A 22,273-nucleotide genomic window follows, 5' to 3' on the forward strand; every position below is an offset into this window, starting at 1 on the left:
GTGCCCTGCACCTCACCGGCGGCACGCTCGGCGATGTGCGTGACGGCCTTGGACTTCACGTCCAGGGTCCCGCGCTCGCCGGCCGGACGGTCAGCACCACCGTGCGCGTCCGACAGGGCGAACGGCTCGGTGGCGGTGTCAGCCACGACGGCCCCGCACGATCTCGGTGACGTCGAGCTCACCGTCGATCTGCCCACCGACGAGGTAGCCCGCAGCGCCGAGGACCAACGCCAGCAGGAAGCCGCCGAACCCCCCGACGGCGATGGCGATGGCGAACAGCAGTCCGGCGATGAGGCCGACGGTCGAGGTGGTCATGGTGTCTCCTGAACAAGGGGTACGTGGAGGTGGAGCTGAACAGGCGCCCGGACGGCCGCGGGTGCGACCGTCCGGGCGGGTGCGGTCACGCAGGACGTGCGACGTCCTCGACCGTGACGTGCACGGGCCCGTCGACGTGGGCGCGGACCGAGGTGCGCACGGCGTCGGCGGTCTCGCGGACCGACGACCCCCACGCGACGACGACGTGGATGTCGGCGCCGTCGTCGTGCAGGCGCACGCCGTTGACGCGGCGCCCCGGCAGGTAGGTCGCGACCTCACCGAGGACGCCGCCGTGCAGGTCGGCCACGCCGGGCGTGGCGAGCACCGCCTGCGCGACCACGTCGGCGGGATCCGTCGGCTCGGGCGCGGCGTCCTCCTCGACGGGCGGGACCTCGGGGGTCAGCGCCACCGGCTCGTCGGCCGGCGCGGTGACGATGAGGTCGGGCACGACGGGGTCGTCAGCCGTGGGGTCGGGCACGACGTCGGCCTGGTCGCCACCAGGGCGACCGGGGGTGTCACTCGACACGGCTCTTGTCGTCCGCGTCGGTGTCGTCGTCGGAGCCGTCGTCGAGGTGGACGTCGCTCACGGAGATGTTGACCTCGGTGACCTCGAGGCCGGTCATGCGCTCGACCGCGGAGATCACGTTGCGACGCACGCCGGCGGACAGGTCGGCGATCGAGACGCCGTACTCGGCGACCAGCTGGAGGTCGACTGCGGCCTGACGCTCGCCGACCTCGACCGAGACACCCTGGGAGTGGTTGGTGCTCGACCCGGGGATGCGCTCGCGGATCGCGCCGACGGCGCGCGCGGCGCCGCCACCGACGGCGTGCACGCCCGAGACCTCGCGCGTGGCGATGCCGGCGATCTTCGACACGACGGTGTCGGCGATCGTGGTGCGCCCCTGCTCGGTGACCAGCGGGCCGCCGGACTTCTTCGCGACCTCGGTGGACTTCTCGGTGCTGCTGGCGCTCATGGTGCGAACCCTTCTGTCTGGCGTGTTTGGTATCTCTTAGTCGGACGCAGACGCGCGACCCTCACACCGATCTCGTGTGACCTGCACCACACCCCATGGTCCGTCCCCCAGCGGCAGCCTGCGGACGTCTTGGGGAGACGTTGCGCGAACGTGTAGTCGCACCTTCAAATGGCGGCTGCCGCGTCGACGGGCGACGATGTCGAGCGTGCTCACAACCCAGGCGGCGCACCCGCCGGACCCGATCCCGGGGAGCGAGACGCCCGACCTCGGTCCACTGAGCACCCTCGACCCCGATGCCGAGACCGACCTCGACCCTCCCCTGGACCTCGCCGCCACGAGCGACCCCTGTGCCCCGGAGGACCTCCGCTCGGCGAGCGTCGGCGTCGACGAACCGGCCGTCGACCTGTCCGAGGCCACCGACGAGGCGCTCGTCCGGGCGGCGCGACTGTGCGACGACGTCGCGTTCTCGGTCCTGGTCGACCGCCACGGTCCCGCCCTGCTGCAGTTCGCGCGTCGGATGATGGACGACGAGCACGAGGCCGTCGACGCCGTGCAGGAGACGTTCATCTCCGCCTGGCGGGGGCTACCCGGCTACCGTGGGAAGTCGGCCTTCCGGACCTGGCTCTACCGCCTGCTGCACCGGCGGGTGGTCGACCTCCACCGCGTCCGGCGCGCCGTGCCGATCGACGACGAGCTGCTGGACGCGTTCCACCGGCCGTCCACCGACGACCCGCTGCAGCACCTGCTCGGCGCCGAGCTGATGGCCGCGCTCGACGTGGCCCTGCGCGAGCTGCCCTGGAACCAGCGGGCGGCCTGGCTGCTGGCCGAGGTGCACGGCATGACCTACGACGAGATCGCGACCGCGCTGGCCATCACCCCCGGCGCCGTCCGCGGACACCTGCATCGCGGCAGACGGACCCTGGCGACGAGGATGGAGAGATGGCGATGAACCCGCGCGACCCCGCAGAGCGGGCCGCCGAGATCCTCCGCAGCCAGCCCGTCGAGGGGTGGTCGGAGATCTCGGCCGCCATCATGGGACAGGTCAGGCGCACGGTCATGCCGTCCGACCCGGTCGTCGTGCACGGCCGCGACGGCCGGCTCGCCCAGGACCAGCACGGCTCCCGGTCGTACGTGTCCGCGCGCGTCCTCGTGGGCGCGTTGCGGACGCGGCTCACCGGCGCGGCCTTCTCGCCCAGCGCCATCCGCATCACCACCGGCGACGACGACCGCTGCACCGAGGTCACCGTCGAGATCGTCTGCTCGTGGGACACCGACTTCCAGCTCGCCGGCCGACAGGCCCGCGACGTCGTCGTGTCGACGCTCGTCGACATGATCGGCGACGACCCGGACTTCGACGCCGACGCGTCGGTCCACGTGCACGTCGGCGACGTCACCGAGGGCGACACGCGCACGACCTGAGCGCCCGGCGACCTCAGGAGACGGCGGTCAGCTCGCGCTTGGCATAGGTGCCGACCTCACGGGTGCCCTTGGTGTCGGTGAAGGCACCGACGGGGCCGCCCATGAGGGGGATCTTGCGGGCCAGCAGCGTCGTGGTGCGCCCGCCGGTCAGCTGGGCCACGAGCTCGCCCGCGACGACCTTGGCCACCGCGGTGTCGGACCCGACGGCGGCCGTCCCGGTGGCGATCTCCCTCGGCGTGCCGGGAAGCCGCTTCTTGGCGACCAGCTTCTTCACCGAGTCCGGTCCGAGCAGGCTCGCCATCACTGCGTCGCGCACGCGCGGCTCGCGGACGTCGTACCCGCGCAGGTGCGCGATGCCCGCCACCAGGTGGCACTGCAGCACGGCGAGCGCCGACACGTTGGCCGGGACCGTGAACGCCATCGTCGCGACGCCGCCGAGGTTGGTGAGGAACCCCTGGGCGCCGGCCAGCCGGGCGTGGCTCGACACCAGCGCGGCGATGGCCTTCTCGACGTCGCCGTCGTGCTCCTCGAGCTGCGCGGCCGCGGACTCGCGGACCGGGTCGATCGGGCCGACGCCGTCGATCGCCTTGTCGAACGCCGACTTGACCCAGCCCGCCGTGATGCCCGGGGCCGCCTTCTCGCCGATCTTGCGACCCACCGTCTGCCTGATGCCCATCACACGCTCCTTCGAGGACGCGCCGAGATGACGCCGGGCCCCAACCTAGGGCGAGCGGGCCCCGCGCGCCCGTCGATCGTCGCGGCGTCCGGTCGTCGTGGCGCGGCTCGTTCGGCGGGGCGGGCCGTCCCGGGGCAGGGTGGACCCAGTCCGCGGGAGTCGCCACCGCACGGACCCCCACCCGAGGTGCAGCCACCGTCGTCCCGGACCCCGACGCGTGCGCGACGTGGTGCCCGACGGGAGAGCCGTGCCAGAACAGGCGCGCACCAGACCACCACTGCTGGGCATCGGCGCGGTGTCGGTGCTCCTGTCGGTGCCGCCGACGACGCTGCGCACCTGGGGCCGCCGCTACGGGCTGTCGCCCACGGGCCGCACCGCCGGCGGCCACCGCAGGTTCAGCGACGAGGACGTGCTCCGGCTGAGGCTGATGGCCCACCTCCTGCACCAGGGGGTCGGTGCAGGCTCGGCGGCGAGCGCCGCCCGCGACACCGCGCCGGACGCCCTGGCGACGCGGTCGTGGTTGGGCGACGAGCCGCCCGAGCCCGTCGCGCTGGGGCCGGTGGACCCGGCCCAGGTGATCACCGCGCTCGTCTCGGCCGCGCGCGAGCTCGACCAGCAGGCGGTGGGCGTCCTCGCCGGGCTGAGCATCGACCGGACGGGCATCGCCCTGGCCTGGGACGAGGTGCTCGCCCCCTTCCTCGCCCGCCTCGCGGTCACGAGCCTGAAGGGGGACGACGCCGTCGGCCGGGTGGTGGAGAGCCTCGCGGTCGACCGGGTGGCCGAGACCCTCACCTCCGCGTCCCGGCTGGTGCACGCCGGACCTCTCGTGCTGATGGCCGGGCTCGGGGACGTCAGCCACTCGCTGCCGCTGCTGGCGGTGGAGTCGGCCCTGGAGGACGACCACACCCCCACGGTGAACCTCGGGCGCATGACGCCGACGTCGACCGTGCTGCAGGCGATCACACGGCTCTCCCCCGCCGTCGTCTACCTCTGGGACGAGCACCGGTCGCCGCTCGACCACGACGCCTGGCGGCTCCCGGCCGCCCGTCCGGCGCCGCCGGTCGTGGTGCTCGGCGGCCCCGGCCTGCTCGGCGTGGGGCTGCTTCCTCCGGTCGCGCTGCCCAGCAGCGTCGTCGACGCGCTGGACCAGATCCGTGCGGCGCTCCCTCCGGACTAGGGCGGCAGGGTCCGGGCCGGCGCACCTCGTCCGGCGCCCCGTCCGTCGCGCTCCTACCATCGAGACAGCACCCGATGCCCCCGTCCCGGCCCCGACGGAGCGTCACCCACCTGTGTTCGAGGGGCCCATGGACATCGCCGAACCCGCCGACGCACCGCCCGTCGCCACGACCCGGTCGCGACGACCCCAGAGCCTCTACACCGAGCTCGCCGCGACCATCCGCGAGAGCGGTCTGCTCCGACGTCGTCGCGGGTGGTACTGGACGCAGATCGTGCTGTGCTCGGCCGCTCTGGCGGCGATCGCGGCCGGCGTCGTCGTGCTCGACGACTCCTGGTGGCAGCTCGCGCTCGCCGCCGTCCTCGGGCTGGTGACGACGCAGTTCGGGTTCCTCGGCCACGACGCCGCCCACCGCCAGGTGTTCGCCTCCGCGACCGGCAACGACTGGGCGGCGCGGCTGCTGGCGGGGCTGGGGGCAGGCCTGTCGTTCGGCTGGTGGCGCAGCAAGCACAACCGTCACCACGCAGCCCCGAACCAGGTGGACCGCGACCCCGACATCGCCCCGGGCACGTTCGCCTTCACCCCCGAGATCGCGGCGTCCCGCACCGGCCCGGCCGCGGCCTTCACCCGCCGTCAGGGCTGGCTGTTCGTCCCCCTGCTCACGCTGGAGGGACTGAACCTCCACGCCGCGAGCATCATCACGCTCCTGCGCCGCGACGACGTCCCCTACCGCCGGCTCGAGCTGGCCATGGTGGTGCTGCGGCTCGGCGGGTACGTCGCGCTGCTGCTGGTCGTCCTGCCGCCGGGGATGGCGGCCGCGTTCTTCGGGGTGCAGATGGCGGTCTTCGGCGTCGGGCTCGGGGCGTCCTTCGCCCCCAACCACAAGGGCATGCCCATCGTCCCGGCCGGCGCGACCGTGGACTTCCTGCGGCGTCAGGTGCTGATGTCGCGCAACGTGCACGGCGGCGCGCTCACCGACGTGATGATGGGCGGGCTGAACTACCAGATCGAGCACCACCTGTTCCCGAGCATGCCGCGACCCAACCTGCGCCGTGCCCGGCCCCTGATCCGGGAGTACTGCGAGCGGCACCAGGTCGACTACGCCGAGGTCGGGCTCGTCGAGTCGTGGGGCATCGTCGTCCGGTACATGAACACCGTCGGCCTGCGCGACCCCCAGCCGTTCTCGTGCCCGGTGTCGACCACCCTGCGCTGACGCCACGCCCTGACGCGGTCAGTCGGTCGTCGCACCGGCCAGCGCGACGGCCCAGGCGGGAACCAGCACGCCGCCACGCCGGGTCTGCAGGCACGGCATCAGGCCGTCGCGGATCCAGTCGCTCAGGGTCGCGGCGCTCACCTGGAGGACCAGGCAGGCCTCGACCACGGTGAGGTGGCCCTGGGGCAGGCAGAAGGAATCGAGCATCGGGCTCCAGCCGAGATGGAGCGCGACCCGGGTCCGGGGGACGCACGTCTGCGTGCTCCCCAGCCTCGGGTCTGCTCCACGGTCCCGCCGCCCACGGTGCGTAGGTTCGAGGGCGCACCACCGGTCACCAGGGCGAGTGGATCACCTGGTCGACGGCGATCCTCAGGGTCACCCGCACCCGCCCCCCGCCGAAGCCGGGATACGGCCGGCCCAGGTACTTCTGGGACAGCTCGTCGATCTCGGCAGCCGCGCCGTCGGTGGTGCGCTCGACGACGCGCCCCACGACCGAGAAGTACCGCGACGTGTCGTCGGGGTCGGCCACGGCGACCGAGACCCGAGGGTCCGCCTCGACGTTCCGCGTCTTGCGGTAGCCCTCGACGGTGTTGATCACGACGTGCTCGCCGTCGGTCGTCACCCAGGTCTGCGTCAGGTGCGGCGAGCCGTCGGGCTGCACGGTGGCGATGAAGCAGGGGCTCGGCGCGCGCAGCAGGTCGAGCAGCGCGTCGGGAAGGGCGTCCATCGGGCGATCCTCCCGCGTCAGGACAGATGGGTGGGCTGGGGGCGCGACTTGTGGCTCTCGTCGGCGCCGACCCGGTCCTGGCCCTCGTCGCTGCCGGTCGGCCGCTTCAGGTCCCCGCGTCGCACCAGGCGCACGACGATCGACTTCGAGGTCGGGCAGTTGCTCGACGTCGCGGTGGAGTCGAGCGGGACCAGCGCGTTCGTCTCGGGGTAGTACGCGGCGGCGCACCCGCGCGGGGTGTCGTACTCCACCACGCGGAAGTCCGGCGCGATCCGCTCCACGTCGTCTCCCTCCCAGTGGGTGACGAGGTCGACGGTCTCGCCGTCGTCGAGCCCGAGCCGGGCGATGTCGTCACGGTGCACGAGCACCACGCGCCGTCCGCCCTCGATGCCGCGGTAGCGGTCGCTGTAGCCGTAGATGGTGGTGTTGAACTGGTCGTGGCTGCGCATCGTCTGCAGGATCAGGTGGTCCGGCGGCACCTGGAGGGCCTCGATCGGCGACGCCACCATCTCCAGCCGCTCGCTCGGCGTCTCGAAGCTGCGGGTGTCGCGCGGCGGGTGGGGCATGACGAATCCGCCCGGACGGTCGACGTTCACGCCGTAGCTCTGGCAGCCGGGCACCACCTTGGCGATGTGCTCGCGGATCACCGAGTAGTCGTCGGCCATCGCACGCCACCGGATGCCGTGGCGGTCGCCGATCGTGGCCTCGGCGATGTTGCACACGATCTGGGTCTCCGAGCGCAGGTGCGGGCTGGCGGGCTCGAGCGGCCCGCGCGACGCGTGCACCGAGCAGGTGGAGTCCTCCACCGAGACCCACTGCTCGCCGCTGGGCTGCACGTCCTTCTCGGTGCGGCCCCGGGTCGGCAGGATCAGCGCGGTGTCGCCGGTGACCAGGTGGGAGCGGTTGACCTTGGTCGAGATGTGCACGGTGAGGTCGGCCCGGCGCATGGCCTTGGCCGTCACGTCGGTGTCGGGAGCGGCCTGGACGAAGTTGCCGCCGAGCCCGACGAAGACCTTCGCCTCGCCGTCGCGCAGGGCCCGCACCGACGCGACGGTGTCGTGGCCGTGCTCGCGCGGCGGGTCGAAGCCGAACTCGGCCTGGAGCGCGTCGAGGAAGTGCTCGGGCACCCGCTCCCAGATGCCCATCGTCCGGTCGCCCTGGACGTTGGAGTGGCCGCGCACCGGGAACAGGCCGGCGCCGCGCTTGCCGATGTTGCCCTGGGCACCGGCGACGTTGACGATCTCCTTGATGGTGGCGACCGAGTTGTGGTGCTGGGTGATGCCCATGGCCCAGCAGAAGATCGTGGCCGAGGACTCCCTCAGCATCTGTGCGGCCTCGGTGATCTGCTCACGCGTGAGGCCGGTCGTCGTCTCGACGACGTCCCAGTCGAGGTCGCGGACGTGGTCGCGCCACTCCTCGAAGCCGTGCACGTGCTGCGCGACGAAGTCGTGGTCGATCGCGTCCCACTCCACGAGCAGGTGCCCGAACGCCTGGAACAGCGCGAGGTCGCCGTTGATCCGGACCGGCAGGTGCAGGTCGGCCATGTCGGTGCCCTTGCCCACGACGCCCTTGGGCTTCTGCGGGTTCCGGAAGTTGATCAGGCCCGCCTCGGGCAGCGGGTTGATCGCGAGGATCTTCGCGCCGCGCAGCTTGGCCGTCTCGAGGTGGGTGAGCATCCGGGGGTGGTTGGTGCCGGGGTTCTGGCCCGCGATGACGATCAGGTCGGCCGAGTACAGGTCGCGCAGCTGGACGCTGGCCTTGCCGATGCCGATCGACTCCTGCAGCGCGATGGACGTCGACTCGTGACACATGTTCGAGCAGTCCGGCAGGTTGTTCGTGCCGTAGGCCCGGGCGAACAGCTGGTAGGCGAACGCGGCCTCGTTCGACGCGCGGCCCGAGGTGTAGAAGAGCGCCTGGTCGGGCGTGTCGAGCCCGCGGAGCGTCGAGCCGATGATCTCGAGCGCGTCGTCCCAGGCGATCTCGGAGTAGTGGGTGTCTCCGGGACGCTTGACCATCGGGTGCGTGATGCGGCCCTGCTGCCCGAGCCACCACTCCGAGCGGGCGTCGAGGTCCTCGATGCTGTGCCGGGCGAAGAACGCGGGCGTGGCGCGGTCCTTGGTGGCCTCCTCGGCCACGGCCTTGGCACCGTTCTCGCAGAATTCGGCGGGGTGGCGGTGACCCGGGTCGGGGTCGGGCCAGGCACAGCTCGGGCAGTCGAAGCCCTCGGCCTGGTTCAGCTTCAGCCACGTCCTGGCCGTGCGCGTCGGGCCCGCGTGGACGAGCGAGCGACGGGCGGAGACCGCCACGGCCTCGGCACCGGCCGCGTGGTCGCGGGGCGCCTCGATCCGCAGGTCGGCCTCGTCGACGTCGGCCAGTCGGTCGCGGTGCTCTCGTCTGCTCATCGAAGACTCCTGGCGTGTCGATCGACCCCGCGAGGAGTGCCCCGCGACGGTGGTCCAGGCGGTGACGCCCGCCTGCCTGATGACGCTAGCCGCGACTGCGCGTCCGCACCGAAGGCCGGACGGGACCCTCAGGCGGGTCCGCCGACGGCACTGCGGTCGAGCCCGTCGAGCAGGTCGCGTGGGCCCTCCCACACCTCGACGGCGCCGGCCCGGCGCAGCTCGTCGGCACCGATGCCGCCGCTGAGCAGGCCGACGGCGCGCACGCCCACCGTCGTCGCGGCCTCCATGTCCCACACGGCGTCGCCCACCATGACTGCCCGGCCGGGTGAGACACCCGCACGGTCGAGCGCGACCCGGACGACGTCGGGCGCGGGCTTGGCCTGCGACGCGTCGTCACCGCTCGTGACGACGTCGACGTCGTCCTCGATCTCGAGCAGGCCCCGCAGCTTCTCCAGCTCGTCCTCGGGCGCCGACGTGGCGAGCACGACGGTCAGTCCCCGGGCAGCCAGGGCCGCCACCAGCTCGCGGCCACCGTCGAGCACGCTCAGCTCGTCCGCGCGGTCGGCGTAGTGACGCGAGTGGGCCTGCTTCACGTCGTCGGCACGCGGGTCGTCGGACGCCCCGAGCAGCTCGGCGACCAGCCGGGAGCCGTCCATGCCGATCCGGCGGTGCACGCGCCACGAGTCGACCGACGCCCCGACGTCGGCGAACGCCTTCACCCAGGCGTCGACGTGCAGGTAGTTGGAGTCCACCAGGGTGCCGTCGATGTCCATCAGCACGGCCGTCGTCGGTTCACCAGTCATCGGTCGAGCCTAGGAGCGTCGCGCCCGTGCGGCCGAACGGCGGCCGGGCCGGCGAGGGGCCAGACTCGGCCCCATGACGACGACCGCCCTGGTGACCGGGGCCAGCGGGTACGTGGGCTCGCGCCTGGTCAGTGCGCTGCACCGCGGCGGCGCGCGCGTCGTCGCCACCGGCCGCAGCACCGACAGCCTCTCCGAGCTCGACTGGCCGGAGGACGTCACCCGGGCGGCCCTGGACGTGAGCGACGCCGACTCGTGCCGCGAGGCACTGGCGTCGGCGGGTCACGTGGACGTCCTGTACTACCTGGTGCACGTGGTGGGCGCCGACGACTTCGCCGCCAAGGACCTCGCCTCCGCCCGCACCCTCGCGCAGGCGGCGCAGGAGGCCGGCGTCGGCCGGATCGTGTACCTCGGTGGGCTCGTGCCGGACGGCGAGGAGCTGTCGGAGCACCTGCGCAGCCGGGCCGCGGTCGGCACCGAGCTCGGCTCCCACGGCGTCGACCTGGTGTGGCTGCGCGCCGCGATCATCCTCGGCGCCGGGTCCACGTCGTACGAGTTCGTCCGCCAGCTCGTCGACCGGCTGTCGGTCGTCGTCCCCCTGCCGCGGTGGATGGACGCCGCGGTCCAGCCGATCGCGATCGACGACGTGCTGGCCTACCTCGTGGCCGCCGGCACGGACCGCGTCCCACCGGGAGCCTACGACGTCGCCGGCCCCGACACCCTCACCTACGCCTCCCTGGTGCGGCAGTACGCCGAGCTGGCCGGTCTGAACCGGCGCCTGCTGCGCGTCCGCGGCGTCACGCCCGCGATGGCGGCTCCGGTCGTCGCTCGACTCACCGCTGTGCCGACCCCGATGGTCCAGGACCTGGTGCACAGCATGGTCAACGACATGGAGGCCGATGACGCCGACATCCGGGGTCTGCTCGCAGACGTGGCGGACGGCCTGACGACCGTCCGCGACGCACTCGTCCGCGCCGGCACCGACGCCCGCCCGCGCGGCGTGCACGCCTCGGACGATGCCCTCCACCTCGCGACCACCGACCCCGACTGGGCCCGCGGCTGACCCGGCTCCCACCGATCTGCGACGAGCCGCCGGATCGGGGTGCGCGGGCCCATGGCTCGTGATTCGATAGATCCTGTTCATCCCTCTTCGCCCCGGACCTCGGCGCGGTGGATCTCCACCCCGTCCAGGGCCTCGCCCGCCGGACGACAGGCCCCGCTCGACGGCGGCTCCTCGTCGGTCCCGCCCGCGTCCATCTGGACGGCGACCCTTCGAGGAGGCCGTCATGGCCAACCTGAGCCGCCTGCCCGTGCCGACGCAGGAGCAGTACCAGTGGCAGTACGAGGGCGCCTGCAACGACGTCGAGACCGAGCTGTTCTTCTCTCCGGCCTTCGAGCGCGGCAGCCGGCGCGAGGCCCGCGAGGGCGAGGCCAAGAGCTACTGCGCCGTCTGCCCCGTCGCGCTGCAGTGCCTCGAGCACGCCTTGAGCGCCGAGGAGCCGTTCGGCGTCTGGGGCGGCACGACGAGCCAGGAGCGGAGTGCGATCCTGCGCCAGCTCAGGTCCCCCGACCCCGTGGCCCGGCCGGCATGACCGGCGCCGTGACCGAGCACGTCATCCACGAGGAGGAGAACCCCGACGGCACGAGGACCCGCCGCGTCGCACGGCCCTGACGGGCGCCGGCGGGCTGAGCACCTCAGGCGTCCGAGGTGGCGCCGTCGAGGCGCACGAGGCTCACGACGCCGAGGAGCCTGCCGTCGTCCACGACCACGACCTCGAGCAGACCCCTCTCGCGGAGCGCCGCCCGGAGCAGGCAGGGGTCGGCATCCGGTCCGACCACCAGCGAGTCGTCCTCGATCAGCTCGCACACGTGGGTCGAGGCCGACCGCGGACGCGAGCCCGGGCGGTCGTTGGCGTGCAGCGCGCTGCGCGAGACGATCCCGGAGAAGACGTCGCCGTCGCGGACGGCGACGTGCAGGTGGCCGGAGCCGCGGGCGAGCATGAGGGCCTCGCGGACGGTGCAGTGCGCGGGCACCTGCGGGATGGTGGGGTCGACCAGGTCGGTCAACGGGTCGGGCATGAGTGCGGTCTCCTGCGGTACGGCACCTCGTGGCTGGCTGTCGAACCGCGGCGCGAGGACGTCCCGAGCGTCGCCTGAGAGTGAACCACGCGGGCCCGTGGCGCACCACCCCTCACCGCGGCCCCCGGTCCGGCGGAAGGGGCTCGGGGTGCGGCTCGTGCCGTCGGCCCACACTGTGGAGGCAAGTCCGACCTTGCTCGAGCATCGTCGCGGCCCAGGCGTTCCGGGTTCAGCCACGAGCCCGTGGACGCCGCTGCGGCCGGGCTCATGCCGGTCGGACCAAGGTGCCGTCCGGGGCCCGGTGCCGACCCAGCATCGCCATCCGCTCGCGGGTGTTCTTCGCGCCCCACACGCCGAACGGCTCCTCGGCGGCCAGGGCGTGCTCGAGGCACTCGCGGACGACGGGGCACCGGGCGCAGAAGGCCTTGGCCGCCGACTCGCGGGCGTCGCGCCGGTCGCCTCGCTCGAACTCGGGCGAGAAGAAGGTCTCGGGATCGGCGTCGTTGCAGGCACCGTCGTACTGCCACTCGTACTGGTCCTGGGTGGGCATCGGCAGGCGGCTCAGGTTCGCCACGGCGCGCTCCCCCCGTCGCAGGTGGGGAGGTGGGCGGGCAGGGTCATGGGAGTCTCCGATCAGCGCAGGGCGTGGTGGAGGCTCACTACTGAACCGCTCCCGACACTAGAGGGGGGCCCGGGCCGACACCAGTCGGGATGCGTAATCTCGTCACGAGATCAGCGCGGGCGATCACGGGGCCCGGACGGACCTGGAAGGACACGATGACCGCCGACGACCCGACCGTCGCCCCGCACGAGCAGGTGAACGAGCTCGTCACCGACTTCCTGGAGTCCACCGCGTCCAGCACGCACCGTCGCCTCGGCGACGTCGCGGGCGTCGCGGTGTCGACCGTCGACCGGAGCGCTCCGATCACCCTGGGGGCCAGCACGCCGCTGGCCGCCGAGGTCGACCGGATCCAGTTCGACATCGGGACGGGCCCGTGCCTCAACGCGCTGCGCACCGGTGAGGGGATGTACGTGCCCGACCTGGCGGCCGACGACCGGTGGGGCGAGTACGGCCCGCGGGCGGCCGAGCGGGGCGCCGCGGCCTGCATCTCGGTGCCGGTCGCGGTCGACGGGCGCACCGTCGCCGTGTTCAAGGTCTACGCGCACGAGGTCGACGGCCTCGACGAGCGTCAGCGGACGATCGCCGACGCCGTGGGGCAGGAGGTCGCCGGCGGCTTCGCCCTGGCCCAGCACCTGACACGACAGGCCGACGAGATCGGCGACCTGACGGCGCTGATCGCCTCGCGGCGCGCGATCGACCTGGCCATCGGCATCTCGATGGCGCGCGCCGGCGTGGGCGCCGAGGAGGCGTTCGCACTGCTGCGGACGCAGTCGCAGCACAGCAACGTCAAGCTGCGCGACGTCGCGGCCCAGGTGGTCCTGTCGGTTCCGGGCACCCACGAGGGCGACCTCGAGGCGCCCTTCGACCCGCCGTCCTGACGCTCGTCGTGCGGGGGCCCGCCGGGCCGTGGTCTGGTGGAGGTCGTGGTTCAGCAGCGTCAGCCACTCCGACGCCAGGGCTCTGAGCCCGAGGGAGTGACCATGTACCTGCACACCGAGCAGCTGATCAACGAGATCGCCATCGACGAGCCGGACCCGGCCGCCGCCAACGCCCTCCAGGAGGGTCTGGGCGGACAGTTCGGCGAGATGCGCACCATGATGCAGTACCTGTTCCAGTCGATGAACTTCCGCGGCGACGCCGCGTCCAAGCCCTACAAGGACCTGCTGCAGGGTGTGGGCACCGAGGAGATCAGCCACGTCGAGCTGATCGGCACCACGATCGCGCGCCTGCTCGACGGTGCGCCGGAGTACCACGGCAAGTCCACCGACCCGGTCGACCAGCCCGGCGCCAAGGGCGCGACGCCGCTGAAGATCGCGCTCGACCACGGCAACATCCACCACTTCCTCGTGGGCGCCCAGGGCGCGCTGCCGGTCGACGCCGCGGGCAACCCGTGGTCGGGGTCGTACGTGTACAACAGCGGCAACCTGGTGCTCGACCTGCTGTACAACCTGATGCTCGAGTCGACCGGCCGGCTGCAGAAGTGCCGGATCTACCAGATGACCGAGAACAAGGCCGCACGCTCGACGATCGCGTACCTGATCGTGCGCGACCAGGCGCACGAGAACGCCTACGCCAAGGCGCTGGAGTCGTTGGGCATCGACTGGGGCAAGACCCTGCCGATCCCCAAGACGAACGCCGAGCAGTTCCCCGAGGTCAAGAAGCTGATCGACCTCGGTCTGCAGAGCGTCCAGTACACCTTCAACCCCGAGCAGACCAGCCAGGCCGCCAAGCTCTACCGGGGCGCCTCGCCCTCGAACGACGGCACCGAGCTGAGCACGGCGATCATGCCCGAGGGCGTGCCGATCACCATCGCGCCCGAGCGCCGCGAGGAGTTCTCGCCGGGGCTCGACCCCGAGCTGCTCGCGCTGATCCAGGCCACCGCGGAGGTCGAGATCGCCGCCGCGGACCAGGCAGGCTCCTGACGCGCTGAGACGACGGACGGCCCACCCGGCGGTGCCGGGTGGGCCGTCCTGGGAGTCGTCAGCCGATCAGGCGCTGAGCGTCTCGGTGTCGATGACGGCGCGGTAGCGCACGTCGCCCGAGACGACCTTGTCGTAGTACTCGTCGACCTGGTCGGCCGAGATGACCTCGACGGTGGCGGTCACACCGTGCTCGGCGCAGAAGTCGATCATCTCCTGCGTCTCGGGCAGGCCACCGATCATGTTGCCGGCGAGCGAGCGGCGGTTGGTGAGCAGCGAGAACGCGCTGACCTCGAGGTTGTCCTCGGGCGCGCCGACGTTGGCGAGCACGCCGCCGCGGGCGAGCGTCCCGAGGAAGGAGTCGAGCGGGATGCCCGAGCCGACCGTGTTGACGATGAGGTCGAAGGACCCGGCGAGGTCGTCGAAGACCGACTCGTCCTCGGTGGCGTAGTAGTGGTCGGCGCCGAAGGACAGGCCGTCCTCCTTCTTGGCGTCGGTGCGGCTGAGCACGCTGACCTCGGCGCCCATGGCCTTGGCGATCTTGACCGCGACGTGCCCGAGGCCGCCGAGGCCGATCACCCCGACCTTCTTGCCGGGACCGGCGCCGTGCTCCTTGAGCGGGTGGTAGGTGGTGATGCCGGCGCAGAGCAGCGGGGTGACGGCCGCGTAGTCGGCCTCGTCGAACGCGTCGGGGATGCGGACGACGAAGTGGTCGCGGACGACGACCTGGCCGCTGTAGCCGCCCTGGGTGACCTCGCCGTCGTAGCCCTTGGCGCCGTAGGTCTGGACGCCGCCCTTCTCGCAGTACTGCTCCTCGCCGTCCTTGCACGCGGCGCACTCCAGGCACGAGTCGACGAAGCAGCCGACGCCGACGACGTCGCCGACCGCGTGGGTGGTGACGTCGGAGCCGACCTCGACGACGGTGCCGAGGATCTCGTGACCGGGGGTGAGGGGGAACACCGTGGTGCCCCACTCCTCGCGCTTGGTGTGGATGTCGCTGTGGCACACGCCGGCCCAGCGGATGTCGATGCGGACGTCGTCGGCCCGCAGGTCGCGGCGCTCGAGCTGGACGTGCTCGAAGGGAGCGTCGGCAGAGGATGCCGACAGGGCAGGAACTGTGGTCGTCATGACCTCAACGCTAGGTCAGGTGAAGGTGATTCGCCTTTCAAGCACTTCCCCGTCCGGGTGGTCGGACCGTGACGCTCCGGCCGTGAGCGCCGGCGGCGTCGGAACACACGGCCCTGGCGGCGGGTTGGGAGAGGTGCCGCGCGTCACCCCCTGCGCGGCCCACCGACAGGAAGGACATCATGCGCGTCATCGGCGTCACCACGTTCGGAGGACCGGAGGCCCTGGGCATCCACGAGGTGCCGGACCCGCACGCGGGCCCCGGCCAGGTGAGGATCCGTGTCGCGGCCGTGGCCGTGAGCCCGACCGACACGCTCGTGAGGTCGGGCGCACGACCGGTCGGCGACGCCCTGCCGCCGTACGTCCCGGGCATGGACGCCGCGGGCGTCGTCGACGAGGTGGGCGAGGGCAGCCGCTGGCAGGTCGGCGACCAGGTGATGGCGATCGCCCTGCCGTTGTCCGAGCACGGTGGCGCCTACGTCGAGCAGCTCGTCGCGCCCGACGACTCGATCGCCCGCGTCCCCGCCGGCACCAGCCTCGAGCAGGCCTCGACCGTCCCGATGAACGGACTCACCGCCGTGCAGGCCCTCGAGCTGCTCGCGCTCGAACCCGGGCAGACGCTCGCCGTCACCGGGGCCGCGGGCACGCTCGGCAACTACGTCGTCCAGCTCGCCAAGCAGGCCGGGCTGGTCGTGGTGGCCGACGCCGCCGAGAAGGATCGCCAGCTCGTCGAGTCGCTCGGCGCGGACCACCTGGTCGCCCGTGGCGACGGACTGGCCGACCGGATCCGCCAGGTGGTCCCTGGCGGCGTCGACGGGCTCGTCGACACCGCGCTGCTCCACGAGGACGTCGTGCCCGCCCTCGCCGACGGCGGCGTGTTCGTCTCGGTCCGCGGGTGGAGGGGCGAGCCGACGCGCGACGTCCGCTTCGAGGCGGCCTTCGTCGGTGACGAGTACCACTCGGGCGCCAAGCTCGACGGGCTGCGTCAGGCCGTCGAGGACGGTGTCCTCACTCCTCGCGTCGCCGACGTGCTGCCCGCGGCCGACGCACCCGAGGCGCACCGCCGGCTCGAGGCGGGCGGCGTCCGCGGCCGCCTCGTCCTCACCTTCTGATCCCACCCCCTCCCCTCGCCCCCGTGGTCGAGATACGGCTTGTGCACCACCGCGGCGTCCCCGGTGGTGCACAAGCCGTATCTCGGCGATGGTGACGGGGGTCGACACCCACCCAAGGGAGCATCGTGACGCCCTCCACCTCCAGCTCGACGCCGTCCGTCGCGTGGGTGCTGCTCGACGTCAACCAGACCCTCTCCGACACCGGCCCCCTGGCCCACGCGTTCGAGTCCGTCGGCGCGCCGGGCCACCTGGCCGAGCACTGGTTCACCACGGTGCTGCGCGACGGCTTCGGGCTCAGCAGCACCGGGACCCCGAGCCCGTTCGGTGACGTCGCCCGAGGCTGCCTCCAGGTCGAGCTGTCGCAGGTGCTCGTCGACGCGGACGTCGAGGAGGCCGTCGACGAGGTGATGACGGCGCTGGGCGGGCTCGACCCGCACCCGGACGTCGCGCCCGGCGTCCGCGCGCTCACCGCGCGTGGCCTGCGGGTCGCCACCCTCGGCAACGGAGCGGCCTCCACCGCGCGCTCCCTGCTCGAGAAGGCGGGTCTCGACGGCGACGTCGCGCCGCTGCTCAGCGTCGACGACGCCGGAGCGTGGAAGCCCGCCCCGCAGGCGTACGCCTACGCCCTGTCCGTGCTGGACGCGGCGGCGGGCGACGTCCTGATGGTGGCCGTGCACCCGTGGGACCTCGAGGGCGCACGCCGGGTCGGCCTCCGGACGGCCTGGGTGAACCGCGACGGACGCACGTGGCCGCCGCACATGGCCCCGCCCGACCTCGTCGTGACCCGGCTCGACGAGCTGCACGACCGCCTGTCGTCCTGACGTCTCACCCGCACCTGGCGAGTTGTCGGTGCCTCAGGGGCCCATAGGCCCTTGAGGCACCGACAACTCCTGGGGATGCGGCGGCGTCAGACGTGGTCGCGCCAGGAGTGCTGCGGGTCGAAGCCCAGGACGCGGCGGGCCTTGTCGATCGACAGCAACGTCTCGTGCTCGCCGAGCTCGCCGCGCACCTCGACCCCGGGGAACACCTCGGCGACGAGCTCGGCGCTCGAGCGGGACATCACCGTGTCGGCGTTGGCGATGACGAAGACCTCACGCCCGGGCTCGGTGTGCTCCAGGCCCAGACGGATCGCCTGGGCGCCGTCACGCGCGTCGATGTAGCCCCACAGGTTCCACTTGCGCAGCATCGGGTCGGCGTCGAACGACGGGAACTCGGCGTAGTCCTCGGGGTACATCACGTTGGAGAACCGCAGGCCCGTCATCGACAGCCCCGGGTCCCAGCGGCACAGCTGCAGGGCGAGCTCCTCCTCCAGCGTCTTGGTCAGCGAGTACGTGGACTCCGGGCGCGGGTGGTACTCCTCGTCGACCGGCACGTAGGGCGGCGGGGTGTCGAACGGCAGCCCGAGCACCGTCTCGCTCGAGGCCCACACGATCTTCTGCACCCCGGCCCGACGCGCCGCGGAGAACACGTTGAACGTCGCGTTCATGTTGTTCTCGAACGTCCGGTGGTCCGGCGCCAGACCCGGGGCCGGAATCGCCGCGAGGTGGACGACGGCGTCCACCCGGTCGAACCTCTCCTGCACGCCGAGCATCGCGTCGAGGACGTCGCCGTACTCGCCGAGGTCGATCGGCAGGTAGGTGACGGCGTCCATCACCTCGTCCGGCAGGTCCGGCCTGGCGTGGTCCAGGACCACCACGTCGTGGCCGTGCTCCACCAGGTCGCGCACCGCCGCGCGTCCGAGCCTGCCTGCTCCACCGGTCAGCACCACGGTCGTCATCGGCCCAGTGTGGTGCGCGGGCTCCCCCGGCGCCGTTCGCAGACCTTCGTCAGGCAGAGCCCCCGGACGTCCGCGTACGTTCGAAGGACGGTTGGGCCCACAGCCGAGCAACGGTCGCGGACACGTCCGCGGCCACCACCGAAGGGACCACCACGTGCGAGCAGTGACCTGGCAGGGAGTGCGCGACGTCCGCGTCGACACCGTCCCCGACCCCACGATCATCGAGCCGACCGACGCGATCATCAAGGTGACCTCGACGGGACTGTGCGGCTCGGACCTCCACCTGTACGAGACACTCGGCCCGTTCATGGGCGCCGGCGACATCCTCGGCCACGAGCCGATGGGCGTCGTGGAGGAGGTCGGCAGCGCCGTCGGCGACCTGGCGGTCGGCGACCGCGTCGTCATCCCGTTCCAGATCGCCTGCGGCTCGTGCTGGATGTGCGTCCGCGGGCTGCCGACGCAGTGCGAGACCACCCAGGTGCACGAGCACGGCATGGGTGCCGCCCTGTTCGGCTTCAGCAAGCTCTACGGCGAGGTCGCCGGCGGACAGGCCGAGTACCTGCGCGTCCCCCAGGCGCAGTACGGCCCCATCAAGGTGCCGCACGGCCCGTCGGACGACCGCTTCGTCTACCTGTCCGACGTGCTGCCCACCGCGTGGCAGTCCGTCGAGTACGCCGCCACGCCCGACGGCGGCACCCTCGCCGTCATCGGCCTCGGGCCCATCGGCGACATGGCCGTGCGCATCGCCCGCCACCGCGGCCTGCGCGTGATCGCCGTGGACCTGGTGCCCGAGCGGCTCGCCCGGGCCAGGGCCCGCGGAGCCGAGGTCGTCGACCTGCGCGACGTCGACAGCGTCGGCGACGCGATCCGTGAGCTCACCGACGGCCGCGGCGCCGACTCGGTGATCGACGCCGTCGGCATGGAGGCGCACGGATCGGCGGTCGCCTCGGCCGTCCAGAAGGTCGTCGGCAAGCTGCCCAAGGCGCTGTCGGCGCCGATGATGAAGACCGCGGGCGTCGACCGGATGGCCGGCCTCTACTCCGCGATCGACGCCGTCCGCCGCGGCGGCACGGTCTCGATCATCGGCGTCTACGGCGGCGCCGCCGACCCGATGCCGATGATCACGATGTTCGACAAGCAGCTCCAGCTGCGCATGGGCCAGGCCAACGTCAAGGCGTGGGCCGACGACATCATGCCGCTGCTCGTCGACGACTCCGACCCGCTGGGCGTCGAGGACTTCGCCACCCACCGGATGCCGCTCGAGCAGGCCCCGCAGGCCTACGACCAGTTCCAGAAGAAGCTGGACGGCACGGTCAAGGTCGTCTTCACGCCCTGACGGGCGAGCCGGTGGGCGTCGGACGGGTCATGATCGCTCCATGAGTCGCGATCCTGAGGCGTTCTACCTGCCCACCGGCGAGGACACCTTCGAGTCAACCGCCGCCACCGCGAGCCCGTGGGACGAGTCGCTGCAGCACGGCGGCCCGCCGGCCGCGCTCCTGGCCCGCGCGATCGAGCGGGTCCGCCCCGACGTGTCGATGCCGATCGCCCGCTTCACCGCCGACATGCTGGGCGGGATCCCGCAGGGGACGATCCGCACCGAGGCCCGGATCGTGCGTCCCGGCAAGCGGATCGAGCTCGTCGAGGCAACGCTGTGGGTCGACGACAGGCCGGCCGTCACCGCCACGGCCTGGCGGATCCGCGCCACCGAGGGCTCCACCCGCGAGCACTGGCGGCCCGCCACCCCGCCACCGGTGCCCGACGCCGCGACCGAGCGGTTCTTCGACGGCGTGAGCCCCGGGTGGGGGTACGGCCGGGCCATCGACTGGAGGTTCGTCTCGGGCGGCTACGAGCCCGGCCCGGCGCAGGTCTGGACCCGGTTGCGCGTCCCGCTGGTGGCCGGCGAGGAGTCCTCGCCGACGCAGCGGCTGCTCGTCGTGGCCGACTCCACCAACGGCCTGTCGGGCGAGCTCCCGCTGAGCGAGTGGTTCTTCATCCCGCCCACCGTCACCGCGACGATCGAGCGCGCCCCGGCCGGTGAGTGGATGCACCTGGACGCCCGCAGCACGATCGGCCCGAACGGCATCGGCCTGGCCGAGGGCCGGATGTCGGACGAGCACGGCCTGTGCGCCGTCGTCACGCAGCCGCTGATGGTGGCGCCGCGCTGACGGCGCCGTGCGTCAGCGTGGCGCCGGGGCGCGCAGCTCGGGGAACTGGTCGTCGCGCCACTCCCCCTCGGCGCGGACGTCGTCGGCGACGAGGGCCTCCTCGCGTCCGCGGAGCTCGACGCGGCGGATCTTGCCCGAGATGGTCTTGGGCAGGTCGGCGAACTCGATCCGGCGCACCCGCAGCCAGGGCGCGAGGTGCTCCCGGGCGTGCTTGAGGATCGAGAACGCGGTCTCCTCGGTGGGCTCGTGGCCCGGGGCGAGCACGACGTACGCCTTGGGCACCGCCAGGCGGACGGGGTCGGGCGCCGGCACGACGGCGGCCTCGGCGACGGCGGGGTGCTCGATCAGGACGCTCTCGAGCTCGAACGGGCTGATCTTGTAGTCCGAGGCCTTGAACACGTCGTCGGTGCGGCCCACGTAGGTGATGTAGCCGTCCTCGTCGCGGCTCGCGACGTCGCCCGTGTGGTAGACGCCGCCGGCCATGGCCTCGGCGTTGCGCTGCTCGTCGCCCTGGTAGCCGGTCATCAACGGCAGCGGACGACCACCCGGACCCTCCAGGTCGAGGCAGATCTCGCCCTCGACGCCGGCGCCCTCGAGCCGGTCGCCGGTGACCGGGTCGACGAGGACGACCGGGATGCCGGGCAGCGGACGCCCCATCGAGCCGGGCTTGACGACGGCGCCGGGCGTGTTGCCGATCGCGGCGGTGGTCTCGGTCTGCCCGAAGCCGTCGCGCAGCGTCAGGCCCCACCTGGCCTGCACCTGCGCGATCACCTCGGGGTTGAGGGGCTCGCCGGCGCCGATGACCTCGCGCAGCGAGCCCGGCCCACCGGACAGGTCGGCCTTGATCAGCATCCGCCACACGGTCGGCGGCGCGCAGAACGTCGTCACCTCGTGGTCGCGCAGCACGCCCAGGAGCGAGGCGGCGTCGAAGCGCGCGTAGTTGTGGACGAAGATCGTCGCCTCGGCGATCCACGGGGCGAAGAAGCACGACCACGCGTGCTTGGCCCAGCCGGGCGAGGAGATGTTGAGGTGGACGTCGCCCGGGCGCAGCCCGAGCCAGAACATCGTCGTCAGGTGACCCACCGGGTAGGAGACCTGGGTGTGCTCGACGAGCTTGGGCCGGCTCGTGGTGCCCGAGGTGAAGTACAGGAGCAGGCGGTCCCCCGGATCGGTGCCCGGGTGGTCCAGCGGGGCGTCGTCGACGGACTCCGCGTCGGACAGGCTCGTCCAGCCGTCCGCCTCGCCCACCACGAGACGGGTGTAGTCGCCGGGCACGTCGTCGAAGGTGGCGGTGTCGACGGCGTTGCAGACCACGTGCCCGGCCCGACCCCGGTCGAGACGGTCGCGCAGGTCGGCGGCACCGATCGCGGTGGTCGTCGGCATGATGACGGCGCCGAGCTTCATCACCGCGAGCATGGTCTCCCACAGCTCGACCTGGTTGCCCAGCATCACCACGACCGCGTCGCCCCTCACGACGCCGTGACCGGCCATGAACCGCGCCAGCCGGTTGGAGCGTCGCCGCATCTGGTCGAAGGTGACCGACGCGGCGCTGCCGTCCTCCTCGACGATCGTCAGCGCCGGCCGGTCGTCGCCGTCGGCGATCTGGTCGAACCAGTCCACGGCCCAGTTGAACCGCCCCTCCAGGCGCGGCCACTCGAACGACGCCACGGCCTCGTCGTAGTCGCCGTCGAACGCCAGGAAGCGGTCGCGGGCGTCGCGGTAGCGGGACGTGTTCGTGGACATCGGCGCTCCTGTGATCGGGGTGTCGTCCGAG

General features: G+C 72.5%; 25 protein-coding genes. 12 read left to right on the forward strand and 13 right to left on the reverse strand.

The features are described 5' to 3' along the window. Positions 1 to 138 precede the first annotated feature (138 nt). The 3 genes from ACI6PP_RS08130 to ACI6PP_RS08140 all read right to left on the reverse strand — a co-directional run bounded on the left by ACI6PP_RS08130 (position 139) and on the right by ACI6PP_RS08140 (position 1,289). Complete coding sequence (locus tag ACI6PP_RS08130) at positions 139 to 315, reverse strand: DUF2273 domain-containing protein (protein WP_421110649.1); 177 nt, start codon at positions 313 to 315, stop codon at positions 139 to 141. An 85-nt stretch (positions 316 to 400) separates the two neighbouring features. Then, on the reverse strand, positions 401 to 841 hold the full coding sequence (locus tag ACI6PP_RS08135; protein ID WP_421110651.1) for an Asp23/Gls24 family envelope stress response protein: 441 nt from the start codon (positions 839 to 841) through the stop codon (positions 401 to 403). Further along, complete coding sequence (locus ACI6PP_RS08140) at positions 831 to 1,289, reverse strand: Asp23/Gls24 family envelope stress response protein (protein WP_421110653.1); 459 nt, start codon at positions 1,287 to 1,289, stop codon at positions 831 to 833. The genes ACI6PP_RS08135 and ACI6PP_RS08140 overlap by 11 nt, the downstream gene beginning before the upstream one ends. A 205-nt stretch (positions 1,290 to 1,494) precedes the next feature. Between ACI6PP_RS08140 and ACI6PP_RS08145 the strand changes: the two genes are divergently transcribed. Together ACI6PP_RS08145 and ACI6PP_RS08150 are read left to right on the forward strand one after the other, a co-directional pair. Next, positions 1,495 to 2,238: an RNA polymerase sigma factor gene (locus ACI6PP_RS08145; protein WP_421110655.1), complete on the forward strand. Its 744-nt coding sequence runs from the start codon at positions 1,495 to 1,497 to the stop codon at positions 2,236 to 2,238. Further along, on the forward strand, positions 2,229 to 2,708 hold the full coding sequence (locus tag ACI6PP_RS08150) for a hypothetical protein (protein WP_421110657.1): 480 nt from the start codon (positions 2,229 to 2,231) through the stop codon (positions 2,706 to 2,708). The genes ACI6PP_RS08145 and ACI6PP_RS08150 overlap by 10 nt, the downstream gene beginning before the upstream one ends. Positions 2,709 to 2,721: 13 nt before the next feature. Here the strand turns inward: ACI6PP_RS08150 and ACI6PP_RS08155 are convergent, their stop codons facing one another. Continuing rightward, complete coding sequence (locus tag ACI6PP_RS08155; RefSeq protein WP_421110659.1) at positions 2,722 to 3,384, reverse strand: EcsC family protein; 663 nt, start codon at positions 3,382 to 3,384, stop codon at positions 2,722 to 2,724. A gap of 247 nt (positions 3,385 to 3,631) precedes the next feature. On the opposite strand from ACI6PP_RS08155, the gene ACI6PP_RS08160 reads away from it, so the two are divergent. Continuing rightward, positions 3,632 to 4,561, forward strand: coding sequence for a MerR family transcriptional regulator (locus ACI6PP_RS08160; protein ID WP_421110661.1), 930 nt, complete (start codon positions 3,632 to 3,634; stop codon positions 4,559 to 4,561). A gap of 127 nt (positions 4,562 to 4,688) precedes the next feature. Further along, positions 4,689 to 5,771: a fatty acid desaturase family protein gene (locus ACI6PP_RS08165; RefSeq protein ID WP_421110663.1), complete on the forward strand. Its 1,083-nt coding sequence runs from the start codon at positions 4,689 to 4,691 to the stop codon at positions 5,769 to 5,771. Between the two features lie 18 nt (positions 5,772 to 5,789). Here the strand turns inward: ACI6PP_RS08165 and ACI6PP_RS08170 are convergent, their stop codons facing one another. The 4 genes from ACI6PP_RS08170 to ACI6PP_RS08185 form a co-directional block, all read right to left on the reverse strand. Then, positions 5,790 to 5,978 (reverse strand): helix-turn-helix domain-containing protein, encoded by a 189-nt coding sequence (locus ACI6PP_RS08170; RefSeq protein ID WP_421110664.1) that lies wholly within the window; start codon positions 5,976 to 5,978, stop codon positions 5,790 to 5,792. 124 nt (positions 5,979 to 6,102) lie between these two features. Beyond that, positions 6,103 to 6,498 carry a TIGR03618 family F420-dependent PPOX class oxidoreductase gene (locus ACI6PP_RS08175; protein ID WP_421110666.1) on the reverse strand — a complete coding sequence of 132 codons (396 nt, stop codon included), beginning with the start codon at positions 6,496 to 6,498 and terminating at the stop codon, positions 6,103 to 6,105. Between the two features lie 17 nt (positions 6,499 to 6,515). Further along, the gene (locus ACI6PP_RS08180; RefSeq protein ID WP_421110668.1) at positions 6,516 to 8,900 is read right to left on the reverse strand and encodes an FdhF/YdeP family oxidoreductase; all 2,385 of its coding nucleotides are present in this window, start codon (positions 8,898 to 8,900) and stop codon (positions 6,516 to 6,518) included. A 128-nt stretch (positions 8,901 to 9,028) separates the two neighbouring features. Then, positions 9,029 to 9,703 (reverse strand): HAD family hydrolase, encoded by a 675-nt coding sequence (locus ACI6PP_RS08185; protein WP_421110670.1) that lies wholly within the window; start codon positions 9,701 to 9,703, stop codon positions 9,029 to 9,031. Positions 9,704 to 9,776: 73 nt separating this feature from the next. Between ACI6PP_RS08185 and ACI6PP_RS08190 the strand changes: the two genes are divergently transcribed. Next, positions 9,777 to 10,763 (forward strand): NAD-dependent epimerase/dehydratase family protein, encoded by a 987-nt coding sequence (locus tag ACI6PP_RS08190; RefSeq protein WP_421110672.1) that lies wholly within the window; start codon positions 9,777 to 9,779, stop codon positions 10,761 to 10,763. 223 nt (positions 10,764 to 10,986) lie between these two features. Next, positions 10,987 to 11,292, forward strand: a complete 306-nt coding sequence (locus ACI6PP_RS08195; RefSeq protein ID WP_421110674.1) for a WhiB family transcriptional regulator — start codon at positions 10,987 to 10,989, stop codon at positions 11,290 to 11,292. A 103-nt stretch (positions 11,293 to 11,395) separates the two neighbouring features. Here the strand turns inward: ACI6PP_RS08195 and ACI6PP_RS08200 are convergent, their stop codons facing one another. Together ACI6PP_RS08200 and ACI6PP_RS08205 are read right to left on the reverse strand one after the other, a co-directional pair. After that, on the reverse strand, positions 11,396 to 11,779 hold the full coding sequence (locus ACI6PP_RS08200; RefSeq protein WP_421110676.1) for a hypothetical protein: 384 nt from the start codon (positions 11,777 to 11,779) through the stop codon (positions 11,396 to 11,398). 265 nt (positions 11,780 to 12,044) lie between these two features. Continuing rightward, complete coding sequence (locus ACI6PP_RS08205) at positions 12,045 to 12,353, reverse strand: WhiB family transcriptional regulator (RefSeq protein WP_421110678.1); 309 nt, start codon at positions 12,351 to 12,353, stop codon at positions 12,045 to 12,047. A 203-nt stretch (positions 12,354 to 12,556) separates the two neighbouring features. Here ACI6PP_RS08205 and ACI6PP_RS08210 point away from each other — a divergent pair, with 203 nt between their 5' ends. Together ACI6PP_RS08210 and ACI6PP_RS08215 are read left to right on the forward strand one after the other, a co-directional pair. Beyond that, the gene (locus ACI6PP_RS08210; protein ID WP_421110679.1) at positions 12,557 to 13,279 is read left to right on the forward strand and encodes a GAF and ANTAR domain-containing protein; all 723 of its coding nucleotides are present in this window, start codon (positions 12,557 to 12,559) and stop codon (positions 13,277 to 13,279) included. 102 nt (positions 13,280 to 13,381) lie between these two features. Beyond that, positions 13,382 to 14,323 (forward strand): manganese catalase family protein, encoded by a 942-nt coding sequence (locus ACI6PP_RS08215; RefSeq protein WP_421110681.1) that lies wholly within the window; start codon positions 13,382 to 13,384, stop codon positions 14,321 to 14,323. A 66-nt stretch (positions 14,324 to 14,389) separates the two neighbouring features. Here ACI6PP_RS08215 and ACI6PP_RS08220 read toward each other — a convergent pair whose 3' ends face one another. Further along, positions 14,390 to 15,448 (reverse strand): NAD(P)-dependent alcohol dehydrogenase, encoded by a 1,059-nt coding sequence (locus ACI6PP_RS08220; protein WP_421110683.1) that lies wholly within the window; start codon positions 15,446 to 15,448, stop codon positions 14,390 to 14,392. Positions 15,449 to 15,627: 179 nt separating this feature from the next. Between ACI6PP_RS08220 and ACI6PP_RS08225 the strand changes: the two genes are divergently transcribed. Continuing rightward, on the forward strand, positions 15,628 to 16,557 hold the full coding sequence (locus ACI6PP_RS08225; RefSeq protein ID WP_421110684.1) for an NADP-dependent oxidoreductase: 930 nt from the start codon (positions 15,628 to 15,630) through the stop codon (positions 16,555 to 16,557). Between the two features lie 125 nt (positions 16,558 to 16,682). Continuing rightward, positions 16,683 to 17,378: a haloacid dehalogenase type II gene (locus ACI6PP_RS08230; RefSeq protein WP_421110686.1), complete on the forward strand. Its 696-nt coding sequence runs from the start codon at positions 16,683 to 16,685 to the stop codon at positions 17,376 to 17,378. Positions 17,379 to 17,464: 86 nt separating this feature from the next. Here ACI6PP_RS08230 and ACI6PP_RS08235 read toward each other — a convergent pair whose 3' ends face one another. After that, on the reverse strand, positions 17,465 to 18,334 hold the full coding sequence (locus ACI6PP_RS08235; protein ID WP_421110688.1) for an NAD-dependent epimerase/dehydratase family protein: 870 nt from the start codon (positions 18,332 to 18,334) through the stop codon (positions 17,465 to 17,467). A 163-nt stretch (positions 18,335 to 18,497) separates the two neighbouring features. On the opposite strand from ACI6PP_RS08235, the gene ACI6PP_RS08240 reads away from it, so the two are divergent. Further along, on the forward strand, positions 18,498 to 19,670 hold the full coding sequence (locus ACI6PP_RS08240; RefSeq protein ID WP_421110690.1) for an alcohol dehydrogenase catalytic domain-containing protein: 1,173 nt from the start codon (positions 18,498 to 18,500) through the stop codon (positions 19,668 to 19,670). A 40-nt stretch (positions 19,671 to 19,710) separates the two neighbouring features. After that, on the forward strand, positions 19,711 to 20,499 hold the full coding sequence (locus tag ACI6PP_RS08245; protein WP_421110692.1) for a thioesterase family protein: 789 nt from the start codon (positions 19,711 to 19,713) through the stop codon (positions 20,497 to 20,499). A 12-nt stretch (positions 20,500 to 20,511) separates the two neighbouring features. Here ACI6PP_RS08245 and ACI6PP_RS08250 read toward each other — a convergent pair whose 3' ends face one another. Then, a complete protein-coding gene (locus tag ACI6PP_RS08250; RefSeq protein WP_421110693.1) occupies positions 20,512 to 22,242 on the reverse strand; it encodes an AMP-binding protein in 1,731 nt (576 codons plus the stop codon). Positions 22,243 to 22,273 lie beyond the last annotated feature (31 nt).

It is taken from the genome of Solicola agrisoli, from assembly GCF_049059935.1.
In the GTDB taxonomy this organism is placed as follows: domain Bacteria; phylum Actinomycetota; class Actinomycetes; order Propionibacteriales; family Nocardioidaceae; genus JAURVT01.